Raw genomic sequence first — 23687 nt, 5'->3', positions numbered from 1 at the left:
TCCTGTTGCGAGGGAGCTTGCTCCCGTTGGGCCGCGAAGCGGCCCCAGTCAGTTATCGCAGGTGTGTCAGTCAAAGCTCATTGACTGGTTTTGGGGCTGCTGCGCAGCCCAACGGGAGCAAGCTCCCTCGCCACAAAAGCGCGGCTTCCCAGGCCGACGGCCCAATCCACCACCTGCCTGTTCAGCGCATCCCCAGCCTGACCAAACCCGGCCACCACCGCCGGCACCTTGGTATCCCCCACCGGCTGCCTCACCTCGAACCGCTTGCTGGCAATAATCCGTTGATCACTGCCGCGCACCAACCGTGCGTCCAGCCGTATCACCACTTCAACTGCGCTGCCGCGATACTCACTCTGAAACGCCTGCAACTGCCCGCCCAACTCAAAGTCCGCCTGCAGATTGGTCTCATCGGTACTGAGCAACGTCACCCGCCCATCCCGCTGGAACCCGTCCAGCAACCGGTTACGCAACAGCACGGGGGCTGGATCGCTCCAGCGGGAATTCGCATAGCTGCTGATCAAGTCACCGTTAGGCACCACGGCAATCCGCGGGCTGTCGAGGAATTCGCTGGTCTGCGGCTTCGCCACCCGCAGCGACCAGGCCACCGGGCTGGCCTGCGTGGCGGCCTGCGCCGATGGCAACCGGTACACGTCCGAGGGATCCGCCTTCGGCAGGATGGAACACGCACTGACCAATACCAGCGCAACGGGGGCGATCATTTGGTACGCACGCTTCATGGCGTGAACTCCTTGTTCTTGTCGCTGCCCAGCAGGTAACCGCTGGGGTTGGCTTCCAGGCGGCGGGAAATGGCGCGCAACGACCCCAGGGTTTCCCGCAGCTCGCGCACCGCTGGCGCCAGTTCGTTGAGACCCTGCATGCCGCTGTTCAGGGAATCCTTGTTGTTGGTCAGCAAGGTGTCGATCGTGGCCGTGCTCTGTTGAAGGGACTGCATGGCTTTTTCAGCACTGCCGAAAACCTGCTTGCCCTGGTCGTTGAGCAAACCGTTGGCGTTGCGCATCAACGCGGTGGTTTGCTCCAGAGTGGCGCTGGCCTGTTTGCTCACCTGCATCAATTGCTGCATCACCACCTTGATGTCGCCGCGCTGATCGGCAATCGCGCCGGTGGTCTGTTGCAGGTTGTCCAGGGTATTGCTGAGGCGGTCGACGTTCTCCCGGGAGAACATGTGATTGGCGTTGTGCAGCAGCAAGTTGATGCTGGTCATCAGGTCGTTGCTGTTGTTCAGCAGTCGCGCGATCGGTGATGGCGACGCAATGATTTCCGGCAGGTTGCCGTCCTTGCCCTTGAGCTCAGGGCTTTGGGGTGTACCGCCGCTGAGCTGGATGATCGAGGTGCCGGTGATGCCGGTCAGGGCCAGTTTGGCCTGGGTGTCTTCCTTGATCGGCGTCTGCCCGGCCAGGCGGATGCGCGCCAGCACCCGGCGCGGGTCTTTCGGGTCGAGGCGCAGGCTGGTGACGTCGCCCACCTTGATCCCGCTGTACTGCACGGCACTGCCTTGGGACAGCCCACTGACCGCCTCGTTGAACACCACTTCGTAATCCTGGAATGCGCTGTCGACGCTGGACTTGGCCAGCCACAGGCCAAACAGCATGGCGCCGACCACGACGATCACGCTGAACAGACCGATCATCACATGATGGGCTCGGGTTTCCATGTCATACCTCGTTGAGCAGTTGAGCGGCATCCAATGCCGCGCGGCCCCGTGGGCCATGGAAGTATTCGTGAATCCAGGCGTCGTCGGTTTCCGAGACGACATCGATGGCATCCGCCACCAGTACCTTTTTCTGCGCCAGCACCGCTACGCGGTCGGTGATGGTGTACAGCGTGTCGAGGTCGTGGGTGACCAGGAACACGCTCAGGCCCAGCGCATCGCGCAGGGTCAGGATCAGTTGATCGAAGGCGGCGGCGCCGATCGGGTCGAGGCCGGCGGTGGGTTCATCGAGAAACAGGATGTCCGGGTCCAGCGCCAGGGCACGGGCCAGGGCCGCGCGCTTGATCATGCCGCCGGAGAGTGACGAGGGGTATTTGTCGGCGGCCGACAGCGGCAGCCCGGCTAACGCCAGTTTCACTGCCGCCAGGTGCTCGGCATCGGGACGGCTGAGGCCGGCATGCTCTATCAGTGGCAACGCAACGTTCTCGGTGACCGTCAGCGAGGAAAACAGCGCGCCCTTCTGGAACAGCACGCCGAAGCGCCGCTCCACCAGCGACCGCTCGTGTTCCGACAGGCTCGGCAAGTTCTGCCCGAACACCCGCACCTGGCCTTCGCTGGGCTGGCGCAACCCAATGATGCTGCGCAGCAGTACCGACTTGCCGCTGCCGGAGCCACCGACGACGGCGAGGATTTCACCCTTGTACAAGTCCAGGTCGAGGTTCTCGTGCACGCTTTGCGAACCAAACCGGTTGCACAGCCCGCGGACTTCGATCACCGCCTCAGTGGGCGCACGGCGCAGACGACTCACCAGCCCATCTCCATGAAGAACAGTGCGGCGACCGCATCCAGCACGATCACCACGAAAATCGATTGCACCACACTGGAGGTGGTGTGGGCGCCGACGGACTCGGCGCTGCCGCTGACCTTGAAACCTTCGAGGCAGCCGATGGCCGCGATAAGGAACGCGAAGATCGGCGCCTTGACCATGCCGACTAGGAAGTGCTGCACGCCAATGTCCGATTGCAGCAGCGACAGGAACATTGCCGGCGAAATATCCAGGGCCACGGCACACACCACACCGCCGCCGATAATGCCCGAGAGCATTGCCAGGAACGTCAGCATCGGCAGCGCCACCAGCAACGCCAGTACGCGGGGCAGCACCAGCAACTCCATCGGGTCGAGGCCCAGGGTGCGGATCGCATCGATCTCTTCGTTGGCCTTCATCGAGCCGATCTGTGCGGTGAAGGCACTGGCAGTGCGGCCGGCCATCAGGATCGCGGTGAGCAACACGCCGAACTCCCGCAGGAAGGAGAACGCCACCAGGTCCACGGTGAAGATGCTCGCGCCGAAACTGGCCAGCACCGTGGCACCGAGAAAAGCCACCACTGCGCCCACCAGGAAGGTCAGCAAGGCCACGATGGGGGCCGCGTCGAGGCCGGTTTGTTCGATATGCGCAACCATGGGCGTCACGCGCCAGCGCTTGGGCCGGAAAACGCCACGGGCGAAGGTCTCGAGGATCAGGCCGATAAAGCCCAGCAGTTTCATGCCGTCTTGCCAGACGGTGTAGACCGCGCCGCCGATGCGCGCCAGCAACATGATGCCGGCGGCTTCTTCGGGTTCCTTGACCGGCACACAGAAGTCGTTCAGAGAGCGGTAGACGGTTTTCAGTAACGCGCGGTCGGCGGTCGAGAGGCTGCAGTCGGTCTGTTCGGCGGACTGTTCGATGCGCTCGGGGCCGAGCAATTCCACCAGCAGCGAGGCGCCGGCCGTGTCCAGGGCGCCGAGGCCGTTAAGGTCGATGCGTGCGCCAGCGTCGTACTGGCCGTCGAGCTTTTCCGACAGCTTCTTCAGGTTGGCATAGTGGGCAAGCGTCCAATCCCCTGTAATCCTCAGCAATGGAGGCTGGGTGGACGTGTCCAGATGGGCTGCACCGGCCGTTGTGCTACTGGTCATAAGCTCCGAGCTTGTTTGGCTATTCCAGAATTCCTACGTAATAGCACGATCCTGCCTACTTTGGCGCGTCTGGCGTTGTAGCGCCCTGACCGGGGTCAGTCACCTTGAAGCGCAATACGCCGATCACTTGGCCATCTTCGGTCAGCACCCGTACCTGCCAGCGTCCTACCGAGTCGGGGGGGAAGTTCTGCTTGTGGGTCCAGGCCCGATAGCCTTCCTTGCGCCCACCATGGATGTCCAGGGCGATGCGGTCGACTTCCTTGCCGTTGAATTTCCACACATGGTAGATCCGCTCATCCAGGCCGCGCGGCGCGTTGATCGCGGTGTAGGCATACAGCCCGCTGCTGCGCAGTTGGGCGGCGCTGACTTCTTTCAGGTCATCGCCGGGCGTGCGGTCCTGCAATTGGGTGCTGATGGCCACTTCGGTCATCCACAGCGTCGCGGGCGGCACCCAAGTGCGCAGGAACCAGCCGGCGCAACCAATCGCTGCGGTAACCCCCAACAGCATCGCCCAGCCCTTGATGCTACGCAGCGGCAGGCTCACGGCCAGGCTCGGGATAGAGAGCGCCATCGCCACGCCGAGGGCCAGTTTGTAACTCTCGGCGGTGGTCAGGTGCAGGATGATCGGCAGCGCGGTCAGCAGGGCCGCAAACAGCGTCAGGGTGTGCAGTGCGAGAAACAGCGAGCGCTTGGGCGCCAGCCACTTGTAGTACAGCGGGTCGGTGATGGAGACCAACGCCGCCGCGCCCAGCAGGCCGGTAAAGATCGACTGGCCGCTGTTCCAGGTGGTGGTGACAAAAAAGAACGGCAGCACAAAAAACAGGCTTTCCTGATGGATCATCTGCGTGGCGTAGCGCAGCAGCGGTTCGGGGATTTCCCGTTTGAAGACTTTGCTGAACAGCTGGGTGAGGCTGTTTTCGAGCATCAGCCATAACCAGCTCACCAGCATGATGATCGCGATCCAGCTGGCCATGCCTTGCTGGCGATCCACCAGGATGAAGCTGCCCACACCCGAGATGAAACCGCCGAGTGCAATCACCCCTGGGTAGCGCTTCATCAGCTCGAGGATGCGCTGGATGGTGTGAGTCAGGATAGGCATTCGGCAGTTCACAGTCTTTGTAGGAAAAATCCCAGACAGAATAACGTTTTAGCCGTTTTCTCGGGGCCCGATTACGCAATCCCTTTGCGATAACGCCACACGCCTAGTAACACAATCGCAATCAGCCCCAGTGCGCCTGCGGCGATCCAGTTGAGGCTATCGTAGCTGAACAACGGTTTCTCGATGCGCCAGTAGCCGTTCTGCTTGAACAACTCGCGCATGGCCTGGTTGGCTTGCTCCAGGCTTACAGCCTTGATGCGCTTGGCCGGGTCGCTGAAATGCCCTTTGGCGTAGTCGCCCGAGGCACTCCAGTAATAGTCGGCCAACGCGCTGTTGCCTTGAACGGCCCACGCCTGGCGGGCAATGGCGGCTTGTTGCAGGCGGGCGAAGGTGGCCGGGTCGAGGCCGTCCTTGAGCAACTGGGCCCTGAGGGTTTCCAGCACGTGCTCGGCTTCCGGCAGGTTGTCGCGTTCAAGGTCGGCGTTGAGGCTCATGAAGCCGACACCGCCCAGCACTTCGCGCTCGCTCCATGGGCCATAGGACAAGCCGTGCTGCAAGCGCAATTGACGATACAGCGCCCAATCCAGGTAGTCCTTGAGCAGGTCGAAGGTTTCATCGTACTGGTCGTCCAGCACCGGCTCGGGGAATAACCAGTGCAGCTTGGCGTTGTCACCGACCCAGCCGTGGATCAGGTCGCGGCGGACGGCGGCGGCGTGTTGAATCTCCGGCAACGGGCGATGTTCGCTGGGGTCAACCGGATCCAGTGCGCCGTAGGTGCGTTCGAGATAGGCCGGCAGCAGCTTGTCGAGGTCGCCGACGATGATCAGGGTCATGTTGTTGGGGGCGTACCAGGCCTTGCGCAGCTTTTCCAATTGGTCGCGGGTCAGGTGCTCGACTTCGGCCCGCTCGGCGCATTTGAGCCCCAGTTCGACGGCAAGCTGACTGCTGGCCTTGTGGCCGAGGTCCTGGCGGTCCAGCAGCCGTTGCAGGTGTGAGTAATGGCCGCCGTCTTCGCGCTCCACCACCTGTTTGGCGGCATTGATGTTGGCGTCGGTCAGTTGGGTGCGGGTGATGATGGCCAGCAGCAGGTCGAGCACCTTGCGCTGGTTCTGCGCCGGAGCCTCGATGACGAAAGTGGTGTCGGCATTGCTGGTGTAGGCGTTCCAGTCGCCGCCGAGGGCTTGCATGCGTTCTTCCAGTTCACCTTCGCCGCCACCGTCGATCCCGCTGAACAGTAAATGCTCCAGCAGGTGCGGCAGTTCCTTGTCTTCGCAACTGAAGTCATCCAGGCCCACACCCACCACCAGGCGAATTGCCACGTGGCCGCGTTCGGTACCCGGCTTGAGCAGCAATTGCAGGCCGTTGGGCAGGGTGTAGCCCTCGACTTGCAGGCGGTCAAAGGCAAAGGTGTGTGCCGAACCCATGAGCAGGCAGGCGAATAGCAGGCGACGCATAACAGGCTTCCTGGCGAGTGAGGTCCGTTGTTAACTGACTTCACTCGCCGTCGTACGTTCAGGGCGAATGGGTGATGTCGGCAATATCGTCCGCCGAGAGGGCGCCGGTGTCGGTGGTTTCCAGCACCACATAAGCGCTGCTGCAGAACAGCGAGTTGAGACGCTTCATGTCGGCAATCAGCTCCAGGTGCAGGGAACTGGTCTCCAGGCTCTGTACGATTTTACGTTGCAAGCGGCTGACGTGGGCGTGGGCCAGGCGACGCTCCTGGGCGCGGAAGCGGCGCTTTTCCCGCAGCAGTTGCCGGGCGCTTTCCGGGTCGGCACTGAGGAACACCGAGAGCCCCAGGCGCAGGTTGGCGATCAGTTGGGTTTGCAGGCCCGCGAGTTCCTCCAGGCCGACTTCGGAGAATGAGCGGCGCTGGGAGGTCTTTTGCTGCTGGACCTTGCGCAGCATGCGTTCGATCAGGTCGCCGGCCAGTTTCAGGTTGATCGACAGTTCGATGATCTCGGCCCAGCGTCGGCTGTCCTGTTCGCTGAGGTCTTCCCGGGGCATTTGCGCGAGGTAGAGCTTGATCGCGCTGTAGAGCGCCTCGACATCGTCGCTCAGGCTGCGCATTTCCTGGGTGATGGCGGTTTGCTTCCCGCGCAGCACCTCCAGCATCGAGGTCAGCATGTTGTCGATCAGGTCGCCCAGGCGCAGGGTTTCGCGGGCGGCGTTGGCCAGTGCCAGGCTTGGGGTGGCGAGTGCTGCCAGGTCCAGGTGGCGCGGCTTGGCCAGGCCGTTGACCTCTTCGCGTTCCGGGAGCAACCAGGCGCACAAGCGGGACATCGGGCCGATGGTGGGCAGCAGGATCAGGCAGCGAATAACGTTATAGAGCAGGTGGAAGGTGATCACCATGCCTTGGGCGCTGTAGTCCAGGTTATCCATCCAGCCGACCAGCGGGTCGAGTACCGGGATGATCAGCAGCAAGCCGATCAGCTTGTACAGCAGGCTGCCCAGGGCCACCTGGCGCCCGGCGGCGTTCTGCATGCTGGTGCTGAGGAAGGCCAGCACGCCGCTGCCGATGTTGGCGCCGATCACCAGGCCGATGGCCACGTGCAGGCCGATCACGCCGGCACCGGCGAGGGTCGCGGTCAGCAGGACGGCGGCCAGGCTGGAGTAGGAAATCATCGCGAACAGTGCGCCGACCAGGGCATCGAGCAAGATGTCGCCGGTCAGCGAGGCGAACAGGACCTTGACGCCCTGCGCGTGGGTGATCGGGCCCGCGGCTTCGACGATCAGTTGCAGCGCAAGGATGATCAGCCCGAGGCCGATCCCGACACGGCCCATCTGCCCGGCGCGTGTCTGTTTGCGCGACAGGAAGAAAATCACCCCGAGGAAAATCAACAGCGGCGACAGCCACGACAGGTCAAAGGTCAGCACCCGGGCCATCAGCGCGGTACCGACGTCGGCACCGAGCATGGTCGCCAGGGCGGGCATCAGGCCCATCAGGCCCTGGCCGACAAACGAAGTCACCAGCATCGCCGTGGCGTTGCTGCTTTGCACCATGGCCGTCACCAGGATGCCGGCGATAAACGCCAGCCAGCGCTTGGACATGTTCTGCCCGATGACCTGGCGCAAATTGGAGCCGTAGACCCGCAGGATGCCGGTACGGACGATGTGCGTGCCCCAGATCAGCAGGGTTACCGCGGAAAGCAGATTGAGCAGGGTCAGCATGCTGGGCCCCCTGTGTTGAGTCGTGCTCCAATCGGAGCAAGTGAATAGTGCCGCGTGCCGTTCTACGTCTTGTACTTAAGCTGTAGTTGGCGAATGGGCTCGGCGCCAGCATCGCATAGCTAAAGTCGGGATTGAAACAAAACTGTCATGAAATCAGCTTTTTGCAGATGAAAAAAAGGGGCTCTAAAGCCCCTTTTTCAGCAGCGGGTCCAGGTTATTGACCCGGAATGTCCTTGCGCAGTTTCACAGGGTCCTGCTGTTTCTTCTTTTTCGCGATGGCGGTACGCATCTTGATGTTCACCGCTTCAACCGCCAGGGAGAACGCCATGGCGAAGTAAACGTAGCCTTTTGGCACGTGAACGTCGAAGGCTTCGGCGATCAGCACGGTACCTACCACCAGCAGGAACGACAGCGCCAGCATCTTCAGCGACGGGTGTTTGTCGATGAAATCGCTGATGGTGCCGGCGGCCAGCATCATCACGAGTACGGCGACGATGATCGCGGCCACCATCACCGGTACGTGGGAAACCATACCAACGGCGGTAATCACCGAGTCCAGGGAGAACACGATGTCGATGATCGCGATCTGGATGATGGTGTAGATGAACTTGCCACCGGCGCCCTTCGGCTCGTCGTGGGTTTCGTCTTCACCTTCCAGGGCGTGGTACATCTCCTGGGAGCTTTTCCACAGCAGGAACAGGCCACCGAAGAACAGGATCAGGTCGCGGCCGGAAATGCCTTGGCCGAACACCACGAACAGATCGTCGGTGAGGCGCATGACCCAAGTGATCGACAGCAGCAACAGGATCCGCGTGACCATCGCCAGCGCCAGGCCGAAGATCCGGGTACGCGCCTGCATGTGCTTGGGCATGCGGCTGACCAGGATCGAAATCATGATGATGTTATCGATGCCCAGGACGATCTCGAGGGCCGTCAGGGTGAAGAAGGCAATCCAGATTTCCGGATTGGTCAGCCATTCCATGTGTATTCCTTTGAGCGAGTGTTAGACCGCGCCAGCCTTAAGAGCCGGCGCAGTGAGTTGTACGATTATAGAGTGCTGAACAGCGGAAAAATCCCCATCAGCAAAGCGGCGACCATTATGCACAGGCACACCAGCACCGCCCACTTGAGGGTGAAGCGCTGGTGATCGCCAAATTCGATACCCGCCAGGGCTACCAGCAAGTAGGTCGATGGAACCAGTGGGCTCAACAAGTGCACAGGCTGGCCAACGATCGAGGCGCGGGCCATTTCCACGGCAGTGATGCCGTAGTGGCTGGCGGCTTCGGCCAGTACCGGCAGAACGCCGTAGTAGAAGGCATCGTTGGACATGAAGAAGGTAAACGGCATGCTCACCAGCGCGGTGATCACGGCCAGATAAGGCCCCAGCGCGTCAGGGATGACGGCCAGCAGGCTCTTGGACATGGCATCGACCATGCCGGTACCGGACAGGATGCCGGTGAAGATACCGGCGGCGAAGATCAGGCCGGTGACCGCCAGGACGCTGCCGGCATGGGCGGCGATCCGGTCTTTCTGCATCTGCAGGCACGGGTAGTTGACGATCATCGCGATACTGAAGGCCACCATGAACAGTACTGGCAGTGGCAACAGGCCGGCGATCAAGGTGCACATCAGGGCGAAGGTCAGTGCGCCGTTGAACCAGATCAGTTTCGGACGGCGGGCGTCCGGGTATTGCGAGACGCTGATTTCGCTGTGGTCGATTTCATCGCCTTGCAGGTGCAACTCGCCCAGGCGTGCCCGTTCGCGCTTGCCGTACATATAGGCAATCACCAGGATGGCGACGACGCCGGCGGCCATGGCTGGAATCATCGGGACGAAAATATCCGATGGGTCCACGTGCAATGCACTGGCGGCGCGGGCGGTCGGGCCACCCCATGGGGTCATGTTCATCACCCCACCGGCGAGGATGATCAGGCCGGCCATGATCCGCGGGCTCATGCCGATGCGCTGGTACAGCGGCAGCATGGCGGCCACGCAGATCATGTAGGTGGTGGCGCCGTCTCCGTCCAGTGATACCACCAGGGCCAGCACGGCGGTGCCGACCGAGACCTTCAGCGGGTCGCCCTTGACCAGCTTGAGGATCTTGCGCACGGCCGGGTCGAACAGGCCGGAGTCGATCATCAAGGCGAAATAGAGGATGGCAAACATCAGCATTACGCCGGTCGGCGCAAGCTTGGTGATGCCCGCGAGCATCATCGGGCCGATCTGCGGGGCAAAGCCGCCGAACAGCGCGAACAGGATCGGTACGATGATCAGGGCGATCAGCGCAGACAGGCGCTTGGTCATGATCAGGAACATGAACGTGATGACCATGGCAAAGCCAAGGAAAGTCAGCATAGGAATACTCCAGGCGTAGCGCGGCTAGGGAATGGCGAACCGGTTGGGTCAGCGCAGAACGAAAGGCACGAGGCGTACGGGTGGAGTCGGGGCAAACAGGCGGGTACGGGCGGACATCGGGAATCACCATTGTTGTTGTTAACAACCGGTCTGTTGCCGGTAGTGGTGGGCGATCCTAGTCCCGGAAGCTTTCAGCCAGCTTTCGCTTGAGAAACGGGCTACGTTGAATGGACGACTGGTCCTGTATGAAATAAGGATGTGGGAGACAGAGCATGCATGAGCAACACCAAGGCGGCTGCCATTGCGGGCGGGTGCGTTATCAGTTCAGCGGGGCGTTGGTGGATATTGCCCACTGCCACTGTTCGATTTGCCGGCGGGTCAGCGGCGGCTTGGTGACGACCTGGATCACCCTGCCCCGTTCCGCGTTCGCCTGGGTGGCGGGAACGCCGGCGCAGTACGAATCTTCGCCGACATGCGTGCGGTATTTCTGTTCTAACTGTGGGGCGCATTTGGCGCTGGTAACGCAACTGAGTGCCGAGAGTATCGATGTGACCATCGCAACCCTGGATCACCCGGAGCTGGCCCCGGCAGATCGGCACATCTGGGTAGAGAGCCGATTGCCGTGGTTACACTTGGATGAGCAACTACCGGAAGAAGCCGGAGAAGCGCTCTAGGGCAGTTCGAACCCGCCGGAGGCCTTGTGCAGTGCGCGCAAGTGCTCGCCTAGCTGCTTGAGGTTGGCTTCACATGCGGCAATCTCCGCCGCGCGGGCCGGTTCCAGCAGCGCCCTCACCTCTTTGTCCAGATCGCCGGTCAGCGACTGCAACTGCTTCTGGCGCGCGGCGCTCTCTGATTCCAGGCGTTTGGATTCTGTTGGTTGTGGCAAGCCGTAACCGCTGGTGCCCAGCAGCTCTGCCGGGCGACTGAGGAAGCCACTGTTGGCGAGGATCTGCTGCAACGTCGCGTTGGCCTTTTCCATGCCGCCGTTCTTCAGCTCGCGGGCGCCAAGGTAGCGTTGCTTGACTTCATCCTGGGCCAGCATGAGCTGCTTGCGGAAGCTCGCCTGTTCCAGCAGCAACAAGGCGGCGCTGGCGCGCAGGTCGGCTTCGGCGAACCATGGGCGGCGCTCTTCGGCACTCAGTGACAACCAATCCTCCACTTCAGCCTGTTTGATCGGCAGACGCTTTTTCAACACCTCGAACATCGCCTGGTAGCGCTCGCGGAAGGAGTCGAAGTGATAGCCGAGGCGCAGCGCGCGCTTTTTGTCGTCCAGCACACTGGTATCGGCCAGGCCTCGGCCCTTGAGGACTTCCAGCAGGCCATTGGGCGTGATGTTGTCCAGGCCGGTCAGCTGCGGGTTGGCGCTGCCGCTGCGTAACAGTTTCAGGCTCTCGACTGCGCAGTTGTTGGAGATGAAGAAGTAGTTGCCGTCGTAGCTCCAGTGCATTTCGGCGGCGTGTTCGACGGTGTCGTTGATCTCCTGGCGCGTGAGCTTCAACGGCACCGACGCCAGGCCGCGCAGCTCGGTCTTGGTGTACTCGTCGATGACCTGAGACAGCGGCAGCACGAACAGCCGCGACGGGTATTTGCCGATCAGGCCGTCCCAGCTCGACAGTTGTACGTCACCGACAAACGCGCGGTAGGACAACACCAGGTGCTGGTCCAGGTCCAGGCGGCAGTCCGGGCCCCGTGGCCGGCCGGGGGCGCAGATCACCAGGCGCAGCATGCTGTGGCCCCAGCGACTCACGAGGTTCTGGTTGGCTTCGGCCAGCAGGTAGTCGATTTCGTAGACCCGCTCGGGGTCGACCTGGCCCAGTGGAGTCTTGGCGAAGTCGTTGCCGGCGTTGAGGAAGGCGTAGGTTTTGGCACAGGTGTCCTTGGCGGGCGGTGCCCAGCCAAAGTGTTCCTTGTAATAGCGGTACAGCGAAGGCCGGCGGCAGGCATAGCTCGGGTCGAGGAGGAAGTACTCCATGTTGACGGCGACGAATTCCAGCGGGCTGGTGGTTTCGTAGATGTCCGGGCTGCGGGCGACCTGATGGTTGTTCTGTTCACGTTCGCCGCGACGGCCGACGTATTGCGGCCACCCGGCGAGGTCCAGCAGGCGTGGGTCATCGCTGAGGGTAAAGCGGCGGTCGTTCTGGCCCCGGCATTGATCGGGCAGGCCGATCAGGCCGGTGATGTTGTTCTGGCGGCTGCAACGCTGGATCAGCTTGCGGTCGGCGCTGGACCACAGGCGGGCACGGTCATAGATGTGGGTCAGTTCATGCAGCACGGTGGCGAGCATTTCCCGGCGCACGGTGCCGTGGGGGCGATTGGTTTTTTGCGTCGCGGCACTGCCGTCGGTAAGGCTTTCCAGCAAGTTGCTGTTGAGGTCCAGTTCGGACACCAGCGAAGCCTGGCCGTAGGCGTTCTCGGGCATCTTGTCGGTCCAGCCGACGTCGATGGTCCGGTCCAGTTGCTCGATGAAGCGCGGCGGCAACGCCTGCATCGCTTCATCCAGCAATGCCTGGCTCGCCTGCTGCTGGGCCGGGCTCAAGCCATCGGTCTTGAGCCGCAGTTGCAGGGCGGCCTGAGCCGCGCTGGCGCCCAGCAGCAAGGTGCCGGCCAGTAGCCAGGCGGCAACGCGCCTCACAGAGAGAGGATAGCTTCGGCGAGAACCTGGTCGCTGGCGTCGCGGGCTTCCGGCACGCGGGTTCGCAGGGTGTCGAAGGCGGCTTCCAGTTGAGCGCCACGAATCTCGCCATTGCTGGCGACGAAACTGGCGGCATCGTCGTGGGCTTCGCGTACGACTTTGGAGTCGCGGATGGACGTGGTGGTGTCCGAGGTGAAATCGATGGTACGGGCCGAGGCTCGGACGATGATGTTACTGGTGGCCTTCAGGGTTTGTGCCTGGGCAACACCGGCCAACAACAGCAGGCCGAGAGCGGCGGCGATCAGCGGGCTACGCATGGAATGACTCCGAAATACAAAGATGATTATTGGACGAGAATTGCTTGCGCCAGTTCAAGGTCACTGGCGTTAAGTTTTGGCTGGGTACGGCGCAGATAATCCAGCGCTGATTCCAGTCGGGCTCCCCGCCATTGGCCGTCAGTGGCAATGAAAGCGGCAGCGTCATCCTGGGCGGCCAGTATCAGTTTATGGTCGAACGGTGCGGAGGTCACTTTGCTGGTGGCATACGCACTGACAACGAGGCTCTGGGTGGACAGGTCAAAGGCCGGAGCTTGCGTGGACCAGCAGGTGCAAAACACTACGGGAGCGATCAACAGGCGGTATGAAAAAGCCATGGGACTCGACAACTGAAAACGAGCGCCAAGGCTAGCGCAATGCCCGGGCGAGAGCCAGTGCGGAGGGTTCGGGGAGCGCCTGGCGCCCCCTTTATCCCACCTGCGGTCAGATGGCCAGGATCGCCTGGGCCAGTTGCGTGTCAGTCGCGGTATTCAGTTGTGGAGCCTGTTGGCGGATCTGGGCCAGGGCGCTTTCCAGTTTTACGCCACGGATGGCGCCTTCGCTGGCAACGAAGCTGGCGGCGTCGTCACGGGCGGCACGTACGACCTTGTTGTCACGCAGGGAGGAAGTGGCATCGGAGGTGGCGTCTGAGGTGGCTTTCAGTGCGCCGACGATCGAATCCGTGGTCACGATCAGGCTGGAGGCGTTGGCATTGGCAGCCAGGGCCAGCAGGGCTGCAGCGCTCAGCAGGTGAAGACGGGACATGGGGTGACTCCTGTAAATGAACGAAAGGGTGGCACAAAGCTACTGCTTGAGCAGCGAGACCATGGGCATCAGACGCCCGTTCTACAGGGTTCGCCACGTGGTAGCCGGATATTAGCCGCCGCTTATCTGTTCGGATAGCTTCCTGCGGTGATTACTCGCGCCAGAACGATTTGGCCAGCTCAGATGCCCGGTCGCCGTGACTGATACCCGCATCGGACAATTCCCGCGGATCCAGTTGAGCCAGCAGCCTGCGTGTGCGGGCCCGTTGCCCCCAGCAGACGAGTGCTGCAGCGGTGCGCTTGAGTAGCTGTATCAACCGAGGGTGTTGCTGGTTTTTGGTATTCATGACGCGCGCCTTTCATGAGGTCCTGGAACACATCTTGGGCTGGAGGGTGCTACCGGTACAGATACACGCGGGTTAAATTGTACTGCTTAATTGTTATGTTTTTTAAACTGTATCGGTCTGTAGAAAGCCGACTGTTTTCGCCATTGAAAATCCAAACCCCAGAAACAGCAGAACCCGCCGCCGGTTACCCGGGGCGGGTTCTGCTTTAACAATTCGGAGTGCTGGCGGTGGACCCGGTGGGTCAGGGCCAGCGGACGCTAATTAGCGCCAGAACGGCTTGCTCAGCTCTTCGTAGCGTTGTGCTTCGCTGATACCGGCGTCAGCCAGCAGACGCGAATCCAGACGAGCCAGTTGATGGCGGCTGGAGATGCGGCGCTGCCACAACATCAGGTTGGCGAGAACGCGCAGAGGCAGGGAAGCCTGGGTGTTTACAGCTTTTTCTTCGAAGAACAGATCGGAACTGAGTGTACGTTCCATGATGACATCCTTCCGCTTGTGGCGGGATTAGGTAGTGGTTTAACTGGTGCCAATGATCCTCCTCCCGCGCAAGACTCTCTAGATACAGTTCACCTGTATTGTGAGGGGCCAGTTAACTGTTTATAGGGGCTGTACTGTACGAAATTGGGGCAACTGTACCTGTCGGCACTTTTATGGTGCGTTTTAGGCGTTTATGGAGTTCGAGGTAGGATATTTCGGTAGGAAATGACCGGTACAGCAGTACAGTTTTTTATAAAAGTTGGGCTCGGAAGCTCGGGCTGATGAAACTGTGTTTGCATCAGCCCGAATCTGTATCAATCACGCCTTCAGCATATGCCCGGTTTCTTCCAGGTTGATGTGCCAACTCAGTGCTTCTCGCAGGATATGCGGGGTGTGCCCGCCCAGCACACAGGCTTGGGTGAAGTAGGTGTTCAGGGCATCGCGGTACGCCGGGTGCACACAGTTGTCGATGATGACCCGAGCCCGCTCCCGCGGCGCCAGGCCCCGCAGGTCCGCCAGGCCGACCTCGGTCACGAGGATGTCGACGTCATGCTCGGTATGGTCCACATGGCTGACCATTGGCACCACGCTGGAAATCGCGCCGGCCTTGGCAATCGACTTGGTGACAAAGATCGCCAGGTGCGCGTTGCGCGCAAAGTCGCCCGAGCCGCCAATTCCGTTCATCATCCGGGTGCCGCAGACGTGGGTGGAGTTGACGTTGCCATAGATGTCGAACTCCAGCGCGGTGTTAATGCCGATGATGCCCAGGCGCCGCACCACTTCCGGGTGATTGGAGATTTCCTGGGGCCGCAGCACCAATTTGTCTTTGTAGCGCTCCAGGTTGCCGAACACGTCGGCGTTGCGCCGTTCCGACAATGTGATCGAACTGCCTGAGGCAAAGCTCAGCTTGCCTGCGTCGATCAGGTCGAATGTGGAATCCTGGAGGACTTCCGAATACATCGTCAGGTCTTCGAAGGGCGACTCGATCAAACCGCACATCACCGCATTGGCAATGTTGCCGATGCCTGCCTGCAGTGGGCCGAGCTTGTTGGTCATGCGTCCGGCGTCGACTTCTTCTCTAAGGAAGTTGATCAGGTGATTGGCGATCGACTGGGTGTCGCTGTCGGGCGGCGTCACGGTGGAGGCCGAATCCGCCTGATTGGTGATGACGATCGCGACGATCTTCTCCGGCGGAATCGGAATCGCGGTGCTGCCGATACGGTCGTCCACGGCCACCAGCGGAATTGGCGTGCGGGTCGGGCGATAGCTCGGGATATAGATGTCGTGCAGGCCTTCCAGGTTCGGGTTATGCGCCATGTTGATCTCGACGATCACCTGCTTGGCGAAAATCGCGAAACTGGCGGAGTTGCCCACGGAAGTGGTTGGCACAATGTGGCCTTGCTCGGTGATCGCTACGGCTTCGATCACCGCGATGTCCGGTAGCTTGAGCTGATTGTTGCGCAGCTGCTCGACGGTTTCCGACAAATGCTGGTCGATAAACATCACCTCGCCGGCGTTGATCGCCTTGCGCAGGGTGCTATCTACCTGGAATGGCATGCGTCGCGACAGTACACCGGCTTCGGTCAGTTGCTTGTCCAGGTCGTTGCCCAGGCTGGCGCCGGTCATCAGGGTAATTTTCAGCGGTGATGTCTTGGCGCGTTCGGCCAAGGCGTGGGGCACGGCCTTGGCCTCACCGGCGCGGGTGAAGCCGCTCATGCCGACGGTCATGCCGTCCTGGATCAGTGCGGCAGCGTCAGCCGCGCTCATGACCTTGTTCAACAACGAAGGCAAGCGGATACGATCACGGTACATGGATTGTTATCTCGGGCTACGGAAGCAAGATGCGCAGTCTAGTGATTTCAAAAAATTTCGTCCCGCTACCATGGTCGAATGCCAGGCAGCGATTTAGAGCCTTTTGTCGGTTTTTACCGGCAATAAAAAACCCCAGCCTACTAAAGGCCAGGGTTTTGGGTATTGCGCTGGCGCAGTGTTTATTCGACGGCCTTGACCATGTCTTCGATGACCTTCTTGGCGTCGCCGAAGACCATCATGGTCTTGTCCAGGTAGAACAGTTCGTTGTCCAGGCCGGCATAGCCGCTGGCCATCGAGCGCTTGTTGACGATGATGGTCTTGGCCTTGAACGCTTCGAGGATCGGCATGCCCGCGATGGGGGACTTGGGATCGTTCTTGGCGGCCGGGTTGACCACGTCGTTGGCGCCTAGCACCAGCACCACGTCGGCCTGGCCGAACTCGGAGTTGATGTCTTCCATCTCGAATACCTGGTCGTAAGGCACTTCTGCCTCGGCCAGCAATACGTTCATGTGACCAGGCATACGGCCTGCAACCGGGTGGATCGCGTACTTCACGGTCACGCCGCGGTGGGTCAGCTTCTCGGTCAGCTCTTTCAGCGCATGTTGTGCCCGTGCCACCGCCAGGCCGTAGCCCGGTACGATGATTACGGTGTCGGCGTTGGTCAGCAGGAAGGTTGCATCGTCAGCCGAGCCGGATTTCACCGGGCGCGCTTCTTTCGAGCCGGCCGGGCCGGCGGCGTCTGCCGTGTTGCCGAAACCGCCGAGCAATACATTAAAGAAGGAGCGGTTCATCGCCTTGCACATGATGTACGACAGGATCGCACCGCTTGAACCCACCAGCGAACCGGCGATGATCAGCATCGAGTTGTTCAGCGAGAAGCCGATCCCCGCCGCAGCCCAGCCGGAGTAGCTGTTGAGCATCGAGACGACCACCGGCATGTCCGCGCCGCCAATCGGGATAATGATCAGCACGCCCAGCACGAACGCCAGGGCCAGCATCAATGCGAAGGCGCTGAGGTTGCCGGTGAACATGAAGGCCAGGCCCAGGCCCAGCGTCAACAGCCCCAGCACCAGGTTCAGCTTGTGCTGACCGCCGAACTGTACCGGTGCGCCCTGAAACAGGCGGAACTTGTACTTACCCGACAGCTTGCCGAAGGCGATGACCGAGCCGGAGAACGTAATTGCACCGATGGCTGCACCGAGGAACAACTCCAGGCGGTTACCGGCGGGGATCGAATCCCCCAGGTGTTTCACGATACCCAGCGACTGTGGTTCCACGACTGCGGCGATGGCGATAAACACTGCAGCCAGGCCGATCATGCTGTGCATGAACGCCACCAGCTCCGGCATCTTGGTCATTTCCACGCGCTTGGCCATGATCGAGCCGGCGGTGCCGCCGACCAGCAGGCCAACGATGACGTAGCCAATTCCGGCAGTGGCCAGCTCGGCGCCGAGCTTATAGATGAGGCCCACGGTGGTGAGCACTGCCAGCGCCATGCCGAGCATGCCGAACAGGTTGCCGCGCCGGGACGTCGTCGGGTGTGACAGGCCTTTAAGGGCCTGGATAAAGCAGATCGACGCGATCAGGTAGAGCGTCGTGACCAGATTCATGCTCATGACGATGGCGCCTCTTCTTTTGCTTTCGGGGCTTTCTTCTTGAACATCTCAAGCATCCTGCGGGTAACCAGGAAGCCACCGAACACGTTGACCGCCGCGAGGGCTACGGCCAGGGTGCCCATGGTCTTGCCCAGCGGTGTCACGGTGAGTGCGGCTGCCAGCATGGCGCCGACGATCACGATCGCCGAAATTGCGTTGGTCACGGCCATCAGCGGGGTGTGCAGGGCCGGGGTGACGTTCCAGACCACGTGATAACCGACATAAATCGCCAGCACGAAGATGATCAGGTTGTAGATACCGGGGGAAATAAGCTCTTCCATCGTCTGAATCCCTGCTTAGGCGTTTTTGCGGATGACTTGGCCGTCGCGGCACATCAGGCACGCGGCGACGATGTCGTCTTCGAGGTTGATTTCAAACTGCCCTTCCTTGGTGAAGACCAGCTTCAGGAAGTCCAGCAGGTTGCGTGCGTACAGCGCCGAGGCATCGGCGGCGACGGCGCCGGCCAGGTTGGTCGGGCCGCAGATGGTCACACCGTTTTCCACGACCACCTGGTCTGCCACGGTCAGCGGGCAGTTGCCGCCCTGGGCTGCGGCGAGGTCGATGACCACCGAGCCTGGCTTCATCTGAGCGACGGTCTCGGCGCTGAGCAGGGTCGGTGCCTTGCGACCCGGAATCAATGCGGTGGTGATGACGATGTCGGCTTGCTTGGCACGTTCATGCACGGCCAGGGCCTGGCGCTGCATCCAGCTTGTTGGCATTGGGCGCGCGTAACCGCCCACGCCAACCGCGCATTCACGTTCTTCATCAGTTTCGTATGGCACGTCGACGAACTTGGCGCCCAGGGATTCGATCTGTTCCTTTACCGCCGGACGCACGTCGGACGCTTCGATGACCGCACCCAGGCGTTTCGCGGTAGCGATCGCCTGCAGCCCTGCTACACCAGCTCCAAGAATCAGCACGCGAGCGGCTTTCACCGTACCGGCGGCGGTCATCAGCATTGGCATGAAGCGTGGGTAGTGATGGGCGGCGAGCAGTACAGCCTTGTAGCCGGCAATGTTTGCCTGGGAAGAAAGCACATCCAGGCTCTGTGCGCGGGAGGTGCGCGGCGCGGCCTCAAGGGCAAAGGCCGTGATGCCATGCTCGGCCAGTCGAGTGATGGTTTCGTTGCTGAACGGATTGAGCATGCCCACCAGCACTGCGCCGCTTTTGATCAGCGTCAGTTCGCTGTCATTGGGGGCGACTACCTTGAGGATCAGCTCGGCGCCGAATGCATCACTGGCGTTGCCAATGGTTGCGCCTGCCGCTTCATAGGCACTGTCGACGACACTGGCATTGATGCCTGCCCCGCTTTGCACAGTGACCTTGTGGCCCTGGCCGATCAGCTTCTTGATGGTTTCCGGGGTGGCAGCCACCCGCGTTTCACCGGTCTGGGTTTCGAGAGGAACACCAATGTGCACGTCAAATCTCCTGCATGATCTTTTTGCTTTGATTTTTGTAAAAGGCCAGTGCGCCACGACAGGCGAATCTGGGCGGCCGATCAGCACGATCCCGCTGAAATACAGCGGGGCGCGGCATTTTGCAGGCGAACTTTACGGCCTTCAAGAGATTATGACGGGTGACGAAAAATTAACTACAAGTCACCCCGTGACCGATTGACGCAATGGATAGATTAAAGTCGTTTAAATACAGGAGATTAAAGAGTTTTTACCGAAATATCAGCGCTTCTCCATCGCCGACGTGAATGCTTGGGCATCGCTGCAATTTTATGGCTACAGGCCAATACCTACATGGCTTAAAGGCCATTTCAGGGTCAAAAGATGCGGTCTTCTAAATTGCGACATATATATACATATGTAGGTATTTTATTTTGTTGACTACAAAGTTAATAAATTGACGAAGACCCTTTAGCTGTTGGGGTTGTAACGATGCGACTGATCAATCAGCCAGTCCCTGAACGCATGCAGAGAAGCTGATTCGACCTTTCTCTCTGGAATCATCAGGTAGTAAGCCTTTGAGCTCGCCAGTACCTGAGGGCTGGCAATCACCAAGTGCCCATCGCTCAGTTCCCTTTGAATAAGGAACGGCGGTATCAGTGCAATGCCCATATCGTGCATGGCTGCCTGGGACAACATGGAGAATAGCTCGTAACGCGGGCCTGTCATGTCGCGGGGTATGTCCAGCTGTTGCGCGTTGAACCACTGGCGCCAGGCATAGGGTCGAGTGGTTTGTTGCAGCAGGGGCAGTTCGGCGATTTCGTGTGCAGTGAAGTGCGTGCGACCGTCCAGCAAGCGCGGGCTGCATACCGGGAGCGGGTTTTCTCCCATCAGTTTGTGGGATTCGGTACCGGACCAGTCGGCATCGCCAAAGTAGATTGCCGCGTCGAATTCGGTATCGGCGAACAGGAAAGGCCGTGTGCGGTTGGTCAGGTTGACGGTGACTTCGGGATGCTGGTGCTGAAAGTCCTTGAGGCGCGGGATCAGCCATTGGGTGCCGAAGGTCGGGACCACCGCCAGTTCAATAACGTTGGTGCCCTGCTGTCCCATGATCGAAAGGGTGTCGCGTTCCACGGCGTCAAGTTGCGTAGCCACCCGGCGACTGTAGGAAAGCCCTGCTTCTGTCAGTTTCACGCCCCGGCGCGAGCGTCGAAACAGCTCGACACTTAAAAACTCCTCAAGACTGGCGATTTGTCGGCAGATTGCGCCCTGGGTGATCGAAAGCTCCTGTGCCGCCTTGGTAAAGCTCTCGTGGCGGGCTGCAGCCTCGAAACTGACCAGCGCTGTGGTGCTGGGAATCTTTCTGCGCATGTACCGTGACCTCACAAGTAAAGAGCATCTATGCCGCTTTTGAATGTTACGGAGTGAGAAATTAGCACAAGGCTATGCAAAATCCTCGTTTGCCCTCCTCGCCTGCCCGGCCTAGGCTCCATGCACGACTTTTGATTTACTTCGCGAGGACTCACTCATGGGCGGTAAGGCAAGCTTCAACTGGATCGATCCACTGCTGCTGGATTCACAGCTCACCGAAGAAGAACGCATGGTGCGCGACAGTGCCCAACAGTTCGCCCAGGACAAGCTGGCGCCCCGTGTTCTCGAAGCCTTCCGCCATGAAAAGACTGACCCTGCGATCTTCCGCGAAATGGGTGAGACCGGCCTGCTGGGGGCGATGATTCCAGAGCAGTACGGTGGCAGTGGATTGAACTACGTCAGCTATGGCCTGATCGCTCGTGAAGTAGAGCGTGTGGACTCTGGCTACCGTTCGATGATGAGTGTGCAGTCCTCACTGGTGATGGTGCCTATCAATGAATTCGGTACCGAAGCGCAAAAGCAGAAATACCTGCCGAAGCTGGCCTCTGGTGAATGGATTGGCTGCTTTGGCCTGACCGAGCCTAACCATGGTTCCGACCCGGGCGCGATGATTACCCGCGCGCGCAAAGTGGATGGCGGCTACAGCCTCACTGGCAGCAAGATGTGGATTACCAACAGCCCGATTGCGGATGTGTTCGTGGTGTGGGGCAAGGACGATGCGGGCGACATTCGCGGCTTCGTTCTGGAAAAGGGTTGGAAAGGCCTGAGTGCTCCGGCGATCCACGGCAAGGTCGGATTGCGCGCCTCGATCACCGGTGAAATCGTCATGGATAACGTGTTTGTTCCTGAAGAGAACATCTTCCCGGATGTGCGTGGCCTGAAAGGACCGTTCACTTGCCTTAACTCGGCACGCTACGGGATCTCGTGGGGTGCCTTGGGGGCCGCGGAGTTCTGCTGGCATACCGCGCGTCAGTACACCCTTGATCGCCAGCAGTTCGGGCGGCCTTTGGCGGCCACTCAACTGATCCAGAAGAAGCTTGCAGACATGCAGACTGAAATCACCCTGGCGCTGCAAGGATGCCTGCGGTTGGGTCGTATGAAGGATGAGGGCACTGCGGCTGTGGAAATCACCTCGATCATGAAGCGTAACTCGTGTGGCAAGTCGCTCGACATTGCCCGGATGGCGCGTGACATGCTCGGTGGTAACGGCATCTCGGATGAGTTCGGCATTGCCCGCCACCTGGTCAACCTTGAAGTGGTGAATACCTATGAGGGTACTCACGACGTGCATGCATTGATCCTGGGGCGAGCGCAAACCGGTATTCAGGCGTTCTATTAATAGGAGAACGACCATGGGCGCGCTTTCGCACCTGCGGGTACTGGATTTGTCGCGAGTGCTGGCGGGCCCTTGGGCCGGGCAGATACTTGCAGACCTTGGCGCTGAAGTGATCAAGGTCGAGCGGCCCGGGAATGGCGACGACACTCGTGCCTGGGGGCCACCCTTCCTCAAGGATGCGTATGGGGAAAACACCACTGAGGCGGCGTATTACCTGTCTGCCAATCGCAACAAGGAATCGGTGACGATCGACTTCACGCGGCCGGAGGGCCAGAAACTGGTGCGTGACCTGGCGGCGAAGTCCGACATCCTGATCGAGAACTTCAAGGTAGGCGGCTTGGCGGCCTATGGGTTGGACTATGAGTCGCTCAAGGAGATCAATCCGGAGTTGATCTACTGCTCGATTACCGGGTTTGGTCAAACCGGGCCCTATGCGACGCGGGCGGGCTACGACTTCATGATCCAGGGGCTTGGCGGGCTGATGAGCCTGACTGGCCGCCCGGAGGGTGAAGACGGCGCCGGGCCGGTTAAGGTTGGCGTGGCGCTGACGGATATTCTTACGGGGCTTTACTCGACAGTTGCGATCCTGGCGGCCATGGCTCACCGGGATCATGATGGTGGCGGCCAGCATATCGATATGGCGTTGCTGGATGTGCAGGTGGCTTGTCTGGCTAATCAGGCGATGAACTACCTGACGACGGGCGTCTCTCCAAGGCGTCTGGGTAACGCTCATCCGAATATCGTTCCCTATCAGGATTTTCCTACGGCGGATGGCGATTTCATTCTTACTGTGGGTAATGATGGGCAGTTCCGCAAATTTGCCGAAGTGGCTGGGCAGCCCCAGTGGGCGGATGATCCTAGGTTTGCAACTAATAAGCTGCGAGTGGCCAACAGGGCGGTGCTGATTCCGTTGATCCGTCAGGCTACCGTGTTCAAGAGCACGGCTGAATGGGTAGCTCAGCTGGAGCGAGTAGGTGTGCCTTGCGGCCCGATCAATGACCTGGCGCAGGTGTTTGCCGATCCTCAGGTAAAAGCGCGCGGGTTGGCGATGCAGTTGCCTCATGCGTTGGCTGGTACTGTGCCCCAGGTGGCAAGTCCTATGCGCCTGTCCAAGACGCCTGTTGAATACCGCAGCGCACCTCCGCTGTTGGGTGAGCATACCCATCAGGTGCTGCAGCAAGTGCTGGGTTTGACGCCAGCGAATGTGTCGGCTTTGAGGGAGGCCGGGATCATCTGAAGCTTCTCTTCTATATAGAGGGTTGTTGAGGCTCTCTATATAGAGGGAAGTTGGTCAGTTTTTAGCCAGAAATGCCTATTTGATAGAAAAGCTGAATTAAG

24 protein-coding genes are annotated in these 23687 nt (G+C 60.4%); 4 read left to right on the top strand and 20 right to left on the bottom strand.

The window, feature by feature from the left end; all coding sequences use genetic code 11:
- Positions 1-77: 77 nt before the first annotated feature.
- From HX811_RS26995 to HX811_RS26955, 9 genes are all read right to left on the bottom strand, one after another.
- The gene (locus tag HX811_RS26995) at positions 78-737 is read right to left on the bottom strand and encodes an ABC-type transport auxiliary lipoprotein family protein (RefSeq protein ID WP_087694543.1); all 660 of its coding nucleotides are present in this window, start codon (positions 735-737) and stop codon (positions 78-80) included.
- On the bottom strand, positions 734-1672 hold the full coding sequence (locus tag HX811_RS26990; RefSeq protein ID WP_008439646.1) for an MlaD family protein: 939 nt from the start codon (positions 1670-1672) through the stop codon (positions 734-736). Before HX811_RS26990 ends, HX811_RS26995 begins: the two co-directional genes overlap by 4 nt.
- A gap of 1 nt (position 1673) precedes the next feature.
- The gene (locus tag HX811_RS26985) at positions 1674-2477 is read right to left on the bottom strand and encodes an ABC transporter ATP-binding protein (protein ID WP_003214778.1); all 804 of its coding nucleotides are present in this window, start codon (positions 2475-2477) and stop codon (positions 1674-1676) included.
- Positions 2474-3622: an ABC transporter permease gene (locus tag HX811_RS26980; protein WP_032899919.1), complete on the bottom strand. Its 1149-nt coding sequence runs from the start codon at positions 3620-3622 to the stop codon at positions 2474-2476. Before HX811_RS26980 ends, HX811_RS26985 begins: the two co-directional genes overlap by 4 nt.
- A 55-nt stretch (positions 3623-3677) precedes the next feature.
- Positions 3678-4721: a DUF5924 family protein gene (locus HX811_RS26975; protein ID WP_003214774.1), complete on the bottom strand. Its 1044-nt coding sequence runs from the start codon at positions 4719-4721 to the stop codon at positions 3678-3680.
- Between the two features lie 71 nt (positions 4722-4792).
- A complete protein-coding gene (locus HX811_RS26970; RefSeq protein WP_003214772.1) occupies positions 4793-6175 on the bottom strand; it encodes a pitrilysin family protein in 1383 nt (460 codons plus the stop codon).
- Between the two features lie 58 nt (positions 6176-6233).
- The gene (locus tag HX811_RS26965) at positions 6234-7892 is read right to left on the bottom strand and encodes a Na/Pi cotransporter family protein (RefSeq protein WP_003214770.1); all 1659 of its coding nucleotides are present in this window, start codon (positions 7890-7892) and stop codon (positions 6234-6236) included.
- A gap of 214 nt (positions 7893-8106) precedes the next feature.
- Entirely contained in the window at positions 8107-8874 is a 768-nt protein-coding gene (locus HX811_RS26960) for a TerC family protein (protein ID WP_003214768.1), read from the bottom strand.
- Positions 8875-8939: 65 nt separating this feature from the next.
- Positions 8940-10247 (bottom strand): CitMHS family transporter, encoded by a 1308-nt coding sequence (locus tag HX811_RS26955; RefSeq protein ID WP_003214766.1) that lies wholly within the window; start codon positions 10245-10247, stop codon positions 8940-8942.
- A gap of 272 nt (positions 10248-10519) precedes the next feature.
- On the opposite strand from HX811_RS26955, the gene HX811_RS26950 reads away from it, so the two are divergent.
- Positions 10520-10921, top strand: coding sequence for a GFA family protein (locus HX811_RS26950; RefSeq protein ID WP_008439652.1), 402 nt, complete (start codon positions 10520-10522; stop codon positions 10919-10921).
- Here the strand turns inward: HX811_RS26950 and HX811_RS26945 are convergent.
- From HX811_RS26945 to HX811_RS26900, 10 genes are all read right to left on the bottom strand, one after another.
- The gene (locus tag HX811_RS26945; RefSeq protein WP_177008997.1) at positions 10918-12879 is read right to left on the bottom strand and encodes a DUF4105 domain-containing protein; all 1962 of its coding nucleotides are present in this window, start codon (positions 12877-12879) and stop codon (positions 10918-10920) included. The genes HX811_RS26950 and HX811_RS26945 overlap by 4 nt on opposite strands.
- Positions 12876-13196, bottom strand: coding sequence for a DUF2388 domain-containing protein (locus HX811_RS26940; RefSeq protein ID WP_003214760.1), 321 nt, complete (start codon positions 13194-13196; stop codon positions 12876-12878). Before HX811_RS26940 ends, HX811_RS26945 begins: the two co-directional genes overlap by 4 nt.
- A gap of 26 nt (positions 13197-13222) precedes the next feature.
- A complete protein-coding gene (locus tag HX811_RS26935; RefSeq protein ID WP_003214758.1) occupies positions 13223-13531 on the bottom strand; it encodes a DUF2388 domain-containing protein in 309 nt (102 codons plus the stop codon).
- 106 nt (positions 13532-13637) lie between these two features.
- On the bottom strand, positions 13638-13958 hold the full coding sequence (locus tag HX811_RS26930; RefSeq protein WP_177022444.1) for a DUF2388 domain-containing protein: 321 nt from the start codon (positions 13956-13958) through the stop codon (positions 13638-13640).
- A gap of 151 nt (positions 13959-14109) precedes the next feature.
- The gene (locus tag HX811_RS26925) at positions 14110-14304 is read right to left on the bottom strand and encodes a DUF1127 domain-containing protein (protein ID WP_003214754.1); all 195 of its coding nucleotides are present in this window, start codon (positions 14302-14304) and stop codon (positions 14110-14112) included.
- A 261-nt stretch (positions 14305-14565) separates the two neighbouring features.
- Positions 14566-14781, bottom strand: coding sequence for a DUF1127 domain-containing protein (locus HX811_RS26920; RefSeq protein WP_003214752.1), 216 nt, complete (start codon positions 14779-14781; stop codon positions 14566-14568).
- Between the two features lie 318 nt (positions 14782-15099).
- Positions 15100-16593: an acetyl-CoA hydrolase/transferase family protein gene (locus HX811_RS26915; RefSeq protein ID WP_177048204.1), complete on the bottom strand. Its 1494-nt coding sequence runs from the start codon at positions 16591-16593 to the stop codon at positions 15100-15102.
- Positions 16594-16772: 179 nt separating this feature from the next.
- Positions 16773-18209: an NAD(P)(+) transhydrogenase (Re/Si-specific) subunit beta gene (locus tag HX811_RS26910; protein WP_003214748.1), complete on the bottom strand. Its 1437-nt coding sequence runs from the start codon at positions 18207-18209 to the stop codon at positions 16773-16775.
- On the bottom strand, positions 18206-18529 hold the full coding sequence (locus tag HX811_RS26905) for an NAD(P) transhydrogenase subunit alpha (RefSeq protein ID WP_008439664.1): 324 nt from the start codon (positions 18527-18529) through the stop codon (positions 18206-18208). The genes HX811_RS26910 and HX811_RS26905 overlap by 4 nt, the downstream gene beginning before the upstream one ends.
- A 15-nt stretch (positions 18530-18544) precedes the next feature.
- Positions 18545-19666 (bottom strand): Re/Si-specific NAD(P)(+) transhydrogenase subunit alpha, encoded by a 1122-nt coding sequence (locus tag HX811_RS26900; RefSeq protein ID WP_003214747.1) that lies wholly within the window; start codon positions 19664-19666, stop codon positions 18545-18547.
- Here HX811_RS26900 and HX811_RS26895 point away from each other — a divergent pair.
- Entirely contained in the window at positions 19659-19865 is a 207-nt protein-coding gene (locus tag HX811_RS26895; protein ID WP_177048202.1) for a hypothetical protein, read from the top strand. The two genes, HX811_RS26900 and HX811_RS26895, sit on opposite strands and share 8 nt — an antisense overlap.
- Positions 19866-20113: 248 nt before the next feature.
- Here HX811_RS26895 and HX811_RS26890 read toward each other — a convergent pair whose 3' ends face one another.
- Positions 20114-21013, bottom strand: coding sequence for a LysR family transcriptional regulator (locus tag HX811_RS26890; protein WP_177048200.1), 900 nt, complete (start codon positions 21011-21013; stop codon positions 20114-20116).
- A 157-nt stretch (positions 21014-21170) separates the two neighbouring features.
- Between HX811_RS26890 and HX811_RS26885 the strand changes: the two genes are divergently transcribed.
- Together HX811_RS26885 and HX811_RS26880 are read left to right on the top strand one after the other, a co-directional pair.
- Positions 21171-22352, top strand: a complete 1182-nt coding sequence (locus tag HX811_RS26885; RefSeq protein ID WP_003214743.1) for an acyl-CoA dehydrogenase — start codon at positions 21171-21173, stop codon at positions 22350-22352.
- A gap of 13 nt (positions 22353-22365) precedes the next feature.
- Complete coding sequence (locus HX811_RS26880; protein WP_177048198.1) at positions 22366-23586, top strand: CaiB/BaiF CoA-transferase family protein; 1221 nt, start codon at positions 22366-22368, stop codon at positions 23584-23586.
- Positions 23587-23687: the final 101 nt, after the last annotated feature.

The organism is Pseudomonas sp. F8002 (assembly GCF_013385495.1).
In the GTDB taxonomy this organism is placed as follows: Bacteria; Pseudomonadota; Gammaproteobacteria; order Pseudomonadales; family Pseudomonadaceae; genus Aquipseudomonas.
Note: the sequence above shows the minus strand (reverse complement) of the source record. Positions and strands in the feature narration are given on the sequence as shown.

What these genes read in the sequence shown, in the direction of transcription:
- HX811_RS26910 (WP_003214748.1), bottom strand. Translation starts at nt 18,209, where the DNA reads ATGAGCATGAATCTGGTCACGACGCTCTACCTGATCGCGTCGATCTGC.
- HX811_RS26885 (WP_003214743.1), top strand. Translation starts at nt 21,171, where the DNA reads ATGGGCGGTAAGGCAAGCTTCAACTGGATCGATCCACTGCTGCTGGAT.
- HX811_RS26975 (WP_003214774.1), bottom strand. Translation starts at nt 4,721, where the DNA reads ATGCCTATCCTGACTCACACCATCCAGCGCATCCTCGAGCTGATGAAG.
- HX811_RS26995 (WP_087694543.1), bottom strand. Translation starts at nt 737, where the DNA reads ATGAAGCGTGCGTACCAAATGATCGCCCCCGTTGCGCTGGTATTGGTC.
- HX811_RS26965 (WP_003214770.1), bottom strand. Translation starts at nt 7,892, where the DNA reads ATGCTGACCCTGCTCAATCTGCTTTCCGCGGTAACCCTGCTGATCTGG.
- HX811_RS26895 (WP_177048202.1), top strand. Translation starts at nt 19,659, where the DNA reads ATGTGCACGTCAAATCTCCTGCATGATCTTTTTGCTTTGATTTTTGTA.
- HX811_RS26915 (WP_177048204.1), bottom strand. Translation starts at nt 16,593, where the DNA reads ATGTACCGTGATCGTATCCGCTTGCCTTCGTTGTTGAACAAGGTCATG.
- HX811_RS26950 (WP_008439652.1), top strand. Translation starts at nt 10,520, where the DNA reads ATGCATGAGCAACACCAAGGCGGCTGCCATTGCGGGCGGGTGCGTTAT.
- HX811_RS26940 (WP_003214760.1), bottom strand. Translation starts at nt 13,196, where the DNA reads ATGCGTAGCCCGCTGATCGCCGCCGCTCTCGGCCTGCTGTTGTTGGCC.
- HX811_RS26925 (WP_003214754.1), bottom strand. Translation starts at nt 14,304, where the DNA reads ATGAATACCAAAAACCAGCAACACCCTCGGTTGATACAGCTACTCAAG.
- HX811_RS26955 (WP_003214766.1), bottom strand. Translation starts at nt 10,247, where the DNA reads ATGCTGACTTTCCTTGGCTTTGCCATGGTCATCACGTTCATGTTCCTG.
- HX811_RS26930 (WP_177022444.1), bottom strand. Translation starts at nt 13,958, where the DNA reads ATGTCCCGTCTTCACCTGCTGAGCGCTGCAGCCCTGCTGGCCCTGGCT.
- HX811_RS26970 (WP_003214772.1), bottom strand. Translation starts at nt 6,175, where the DNA reads ATGCGTCGCCTGCTATTCGCCTGCCTGCTCATGGGTTCGGCACACACC.
- HX811_RS26935 (WP_003214758.1), bottom strand. Translation starts at nt 13,531, where the DNA reads ATGGCTTTTTCATACCGCCTGTTGATCGCTCCCGTAGTGTTTTGCACC.
- HX811_RS26980 (WP_032899919.1), bottom strand. Translation starts at nt 3,622, where the DNA reads ATGACCAGTAGCACAACGGCCGGTGCAGCCCATCTGGACACGTCCACC.
- HX811_RS26890 (WP_177048200.1), bottom strand. Translation starts at nt 21,013, where the DNA reads ATGCGCAGAAAGATTCCCAGCACCACAGCGCTGGTCAGTTTCGAGGCT.
- HX811_RS26990 (WP_008439646.1), bottom strand. Translation starts at nt 1,672, where the DNA reads ATGGAAACCCGAGCCCATCATGTGATGATCGGTCTGTTCAGCGTGATC.
- HX811_RS26920 (WP_003214752.1), bottom strand. Translation starts at nt 14,781, where the DNA reads ATGGAACGTACACTCAGTTCCGATCTGTTCTTCGAAGAAAAAGCTGTA.
- HX811_RS26905 (WP_008439664.1), bottom strand. Translation starts at nt 18,529, where the DNA reads ATGGAAGAGCTTATTTCCCCCGGTATCTACAACCTGATCATCTTCGTG.
- HX811_RS26880 (WP_177048198.1), top strand. Translation starts at nt 22,366, where the DNA reads ATGGGCGCGCTTTCGCACCTGCGGGTACTGGATTTGTCGCGAGTGCTG.
- HX811_RS26960 (WP_003214768.1), bottom strand. Translation starts at nt 8,874, where the DNA reads ATGGAATGGCTGACCAATCCGGAAATCTGGATTGCCTTCTTCACCCTG.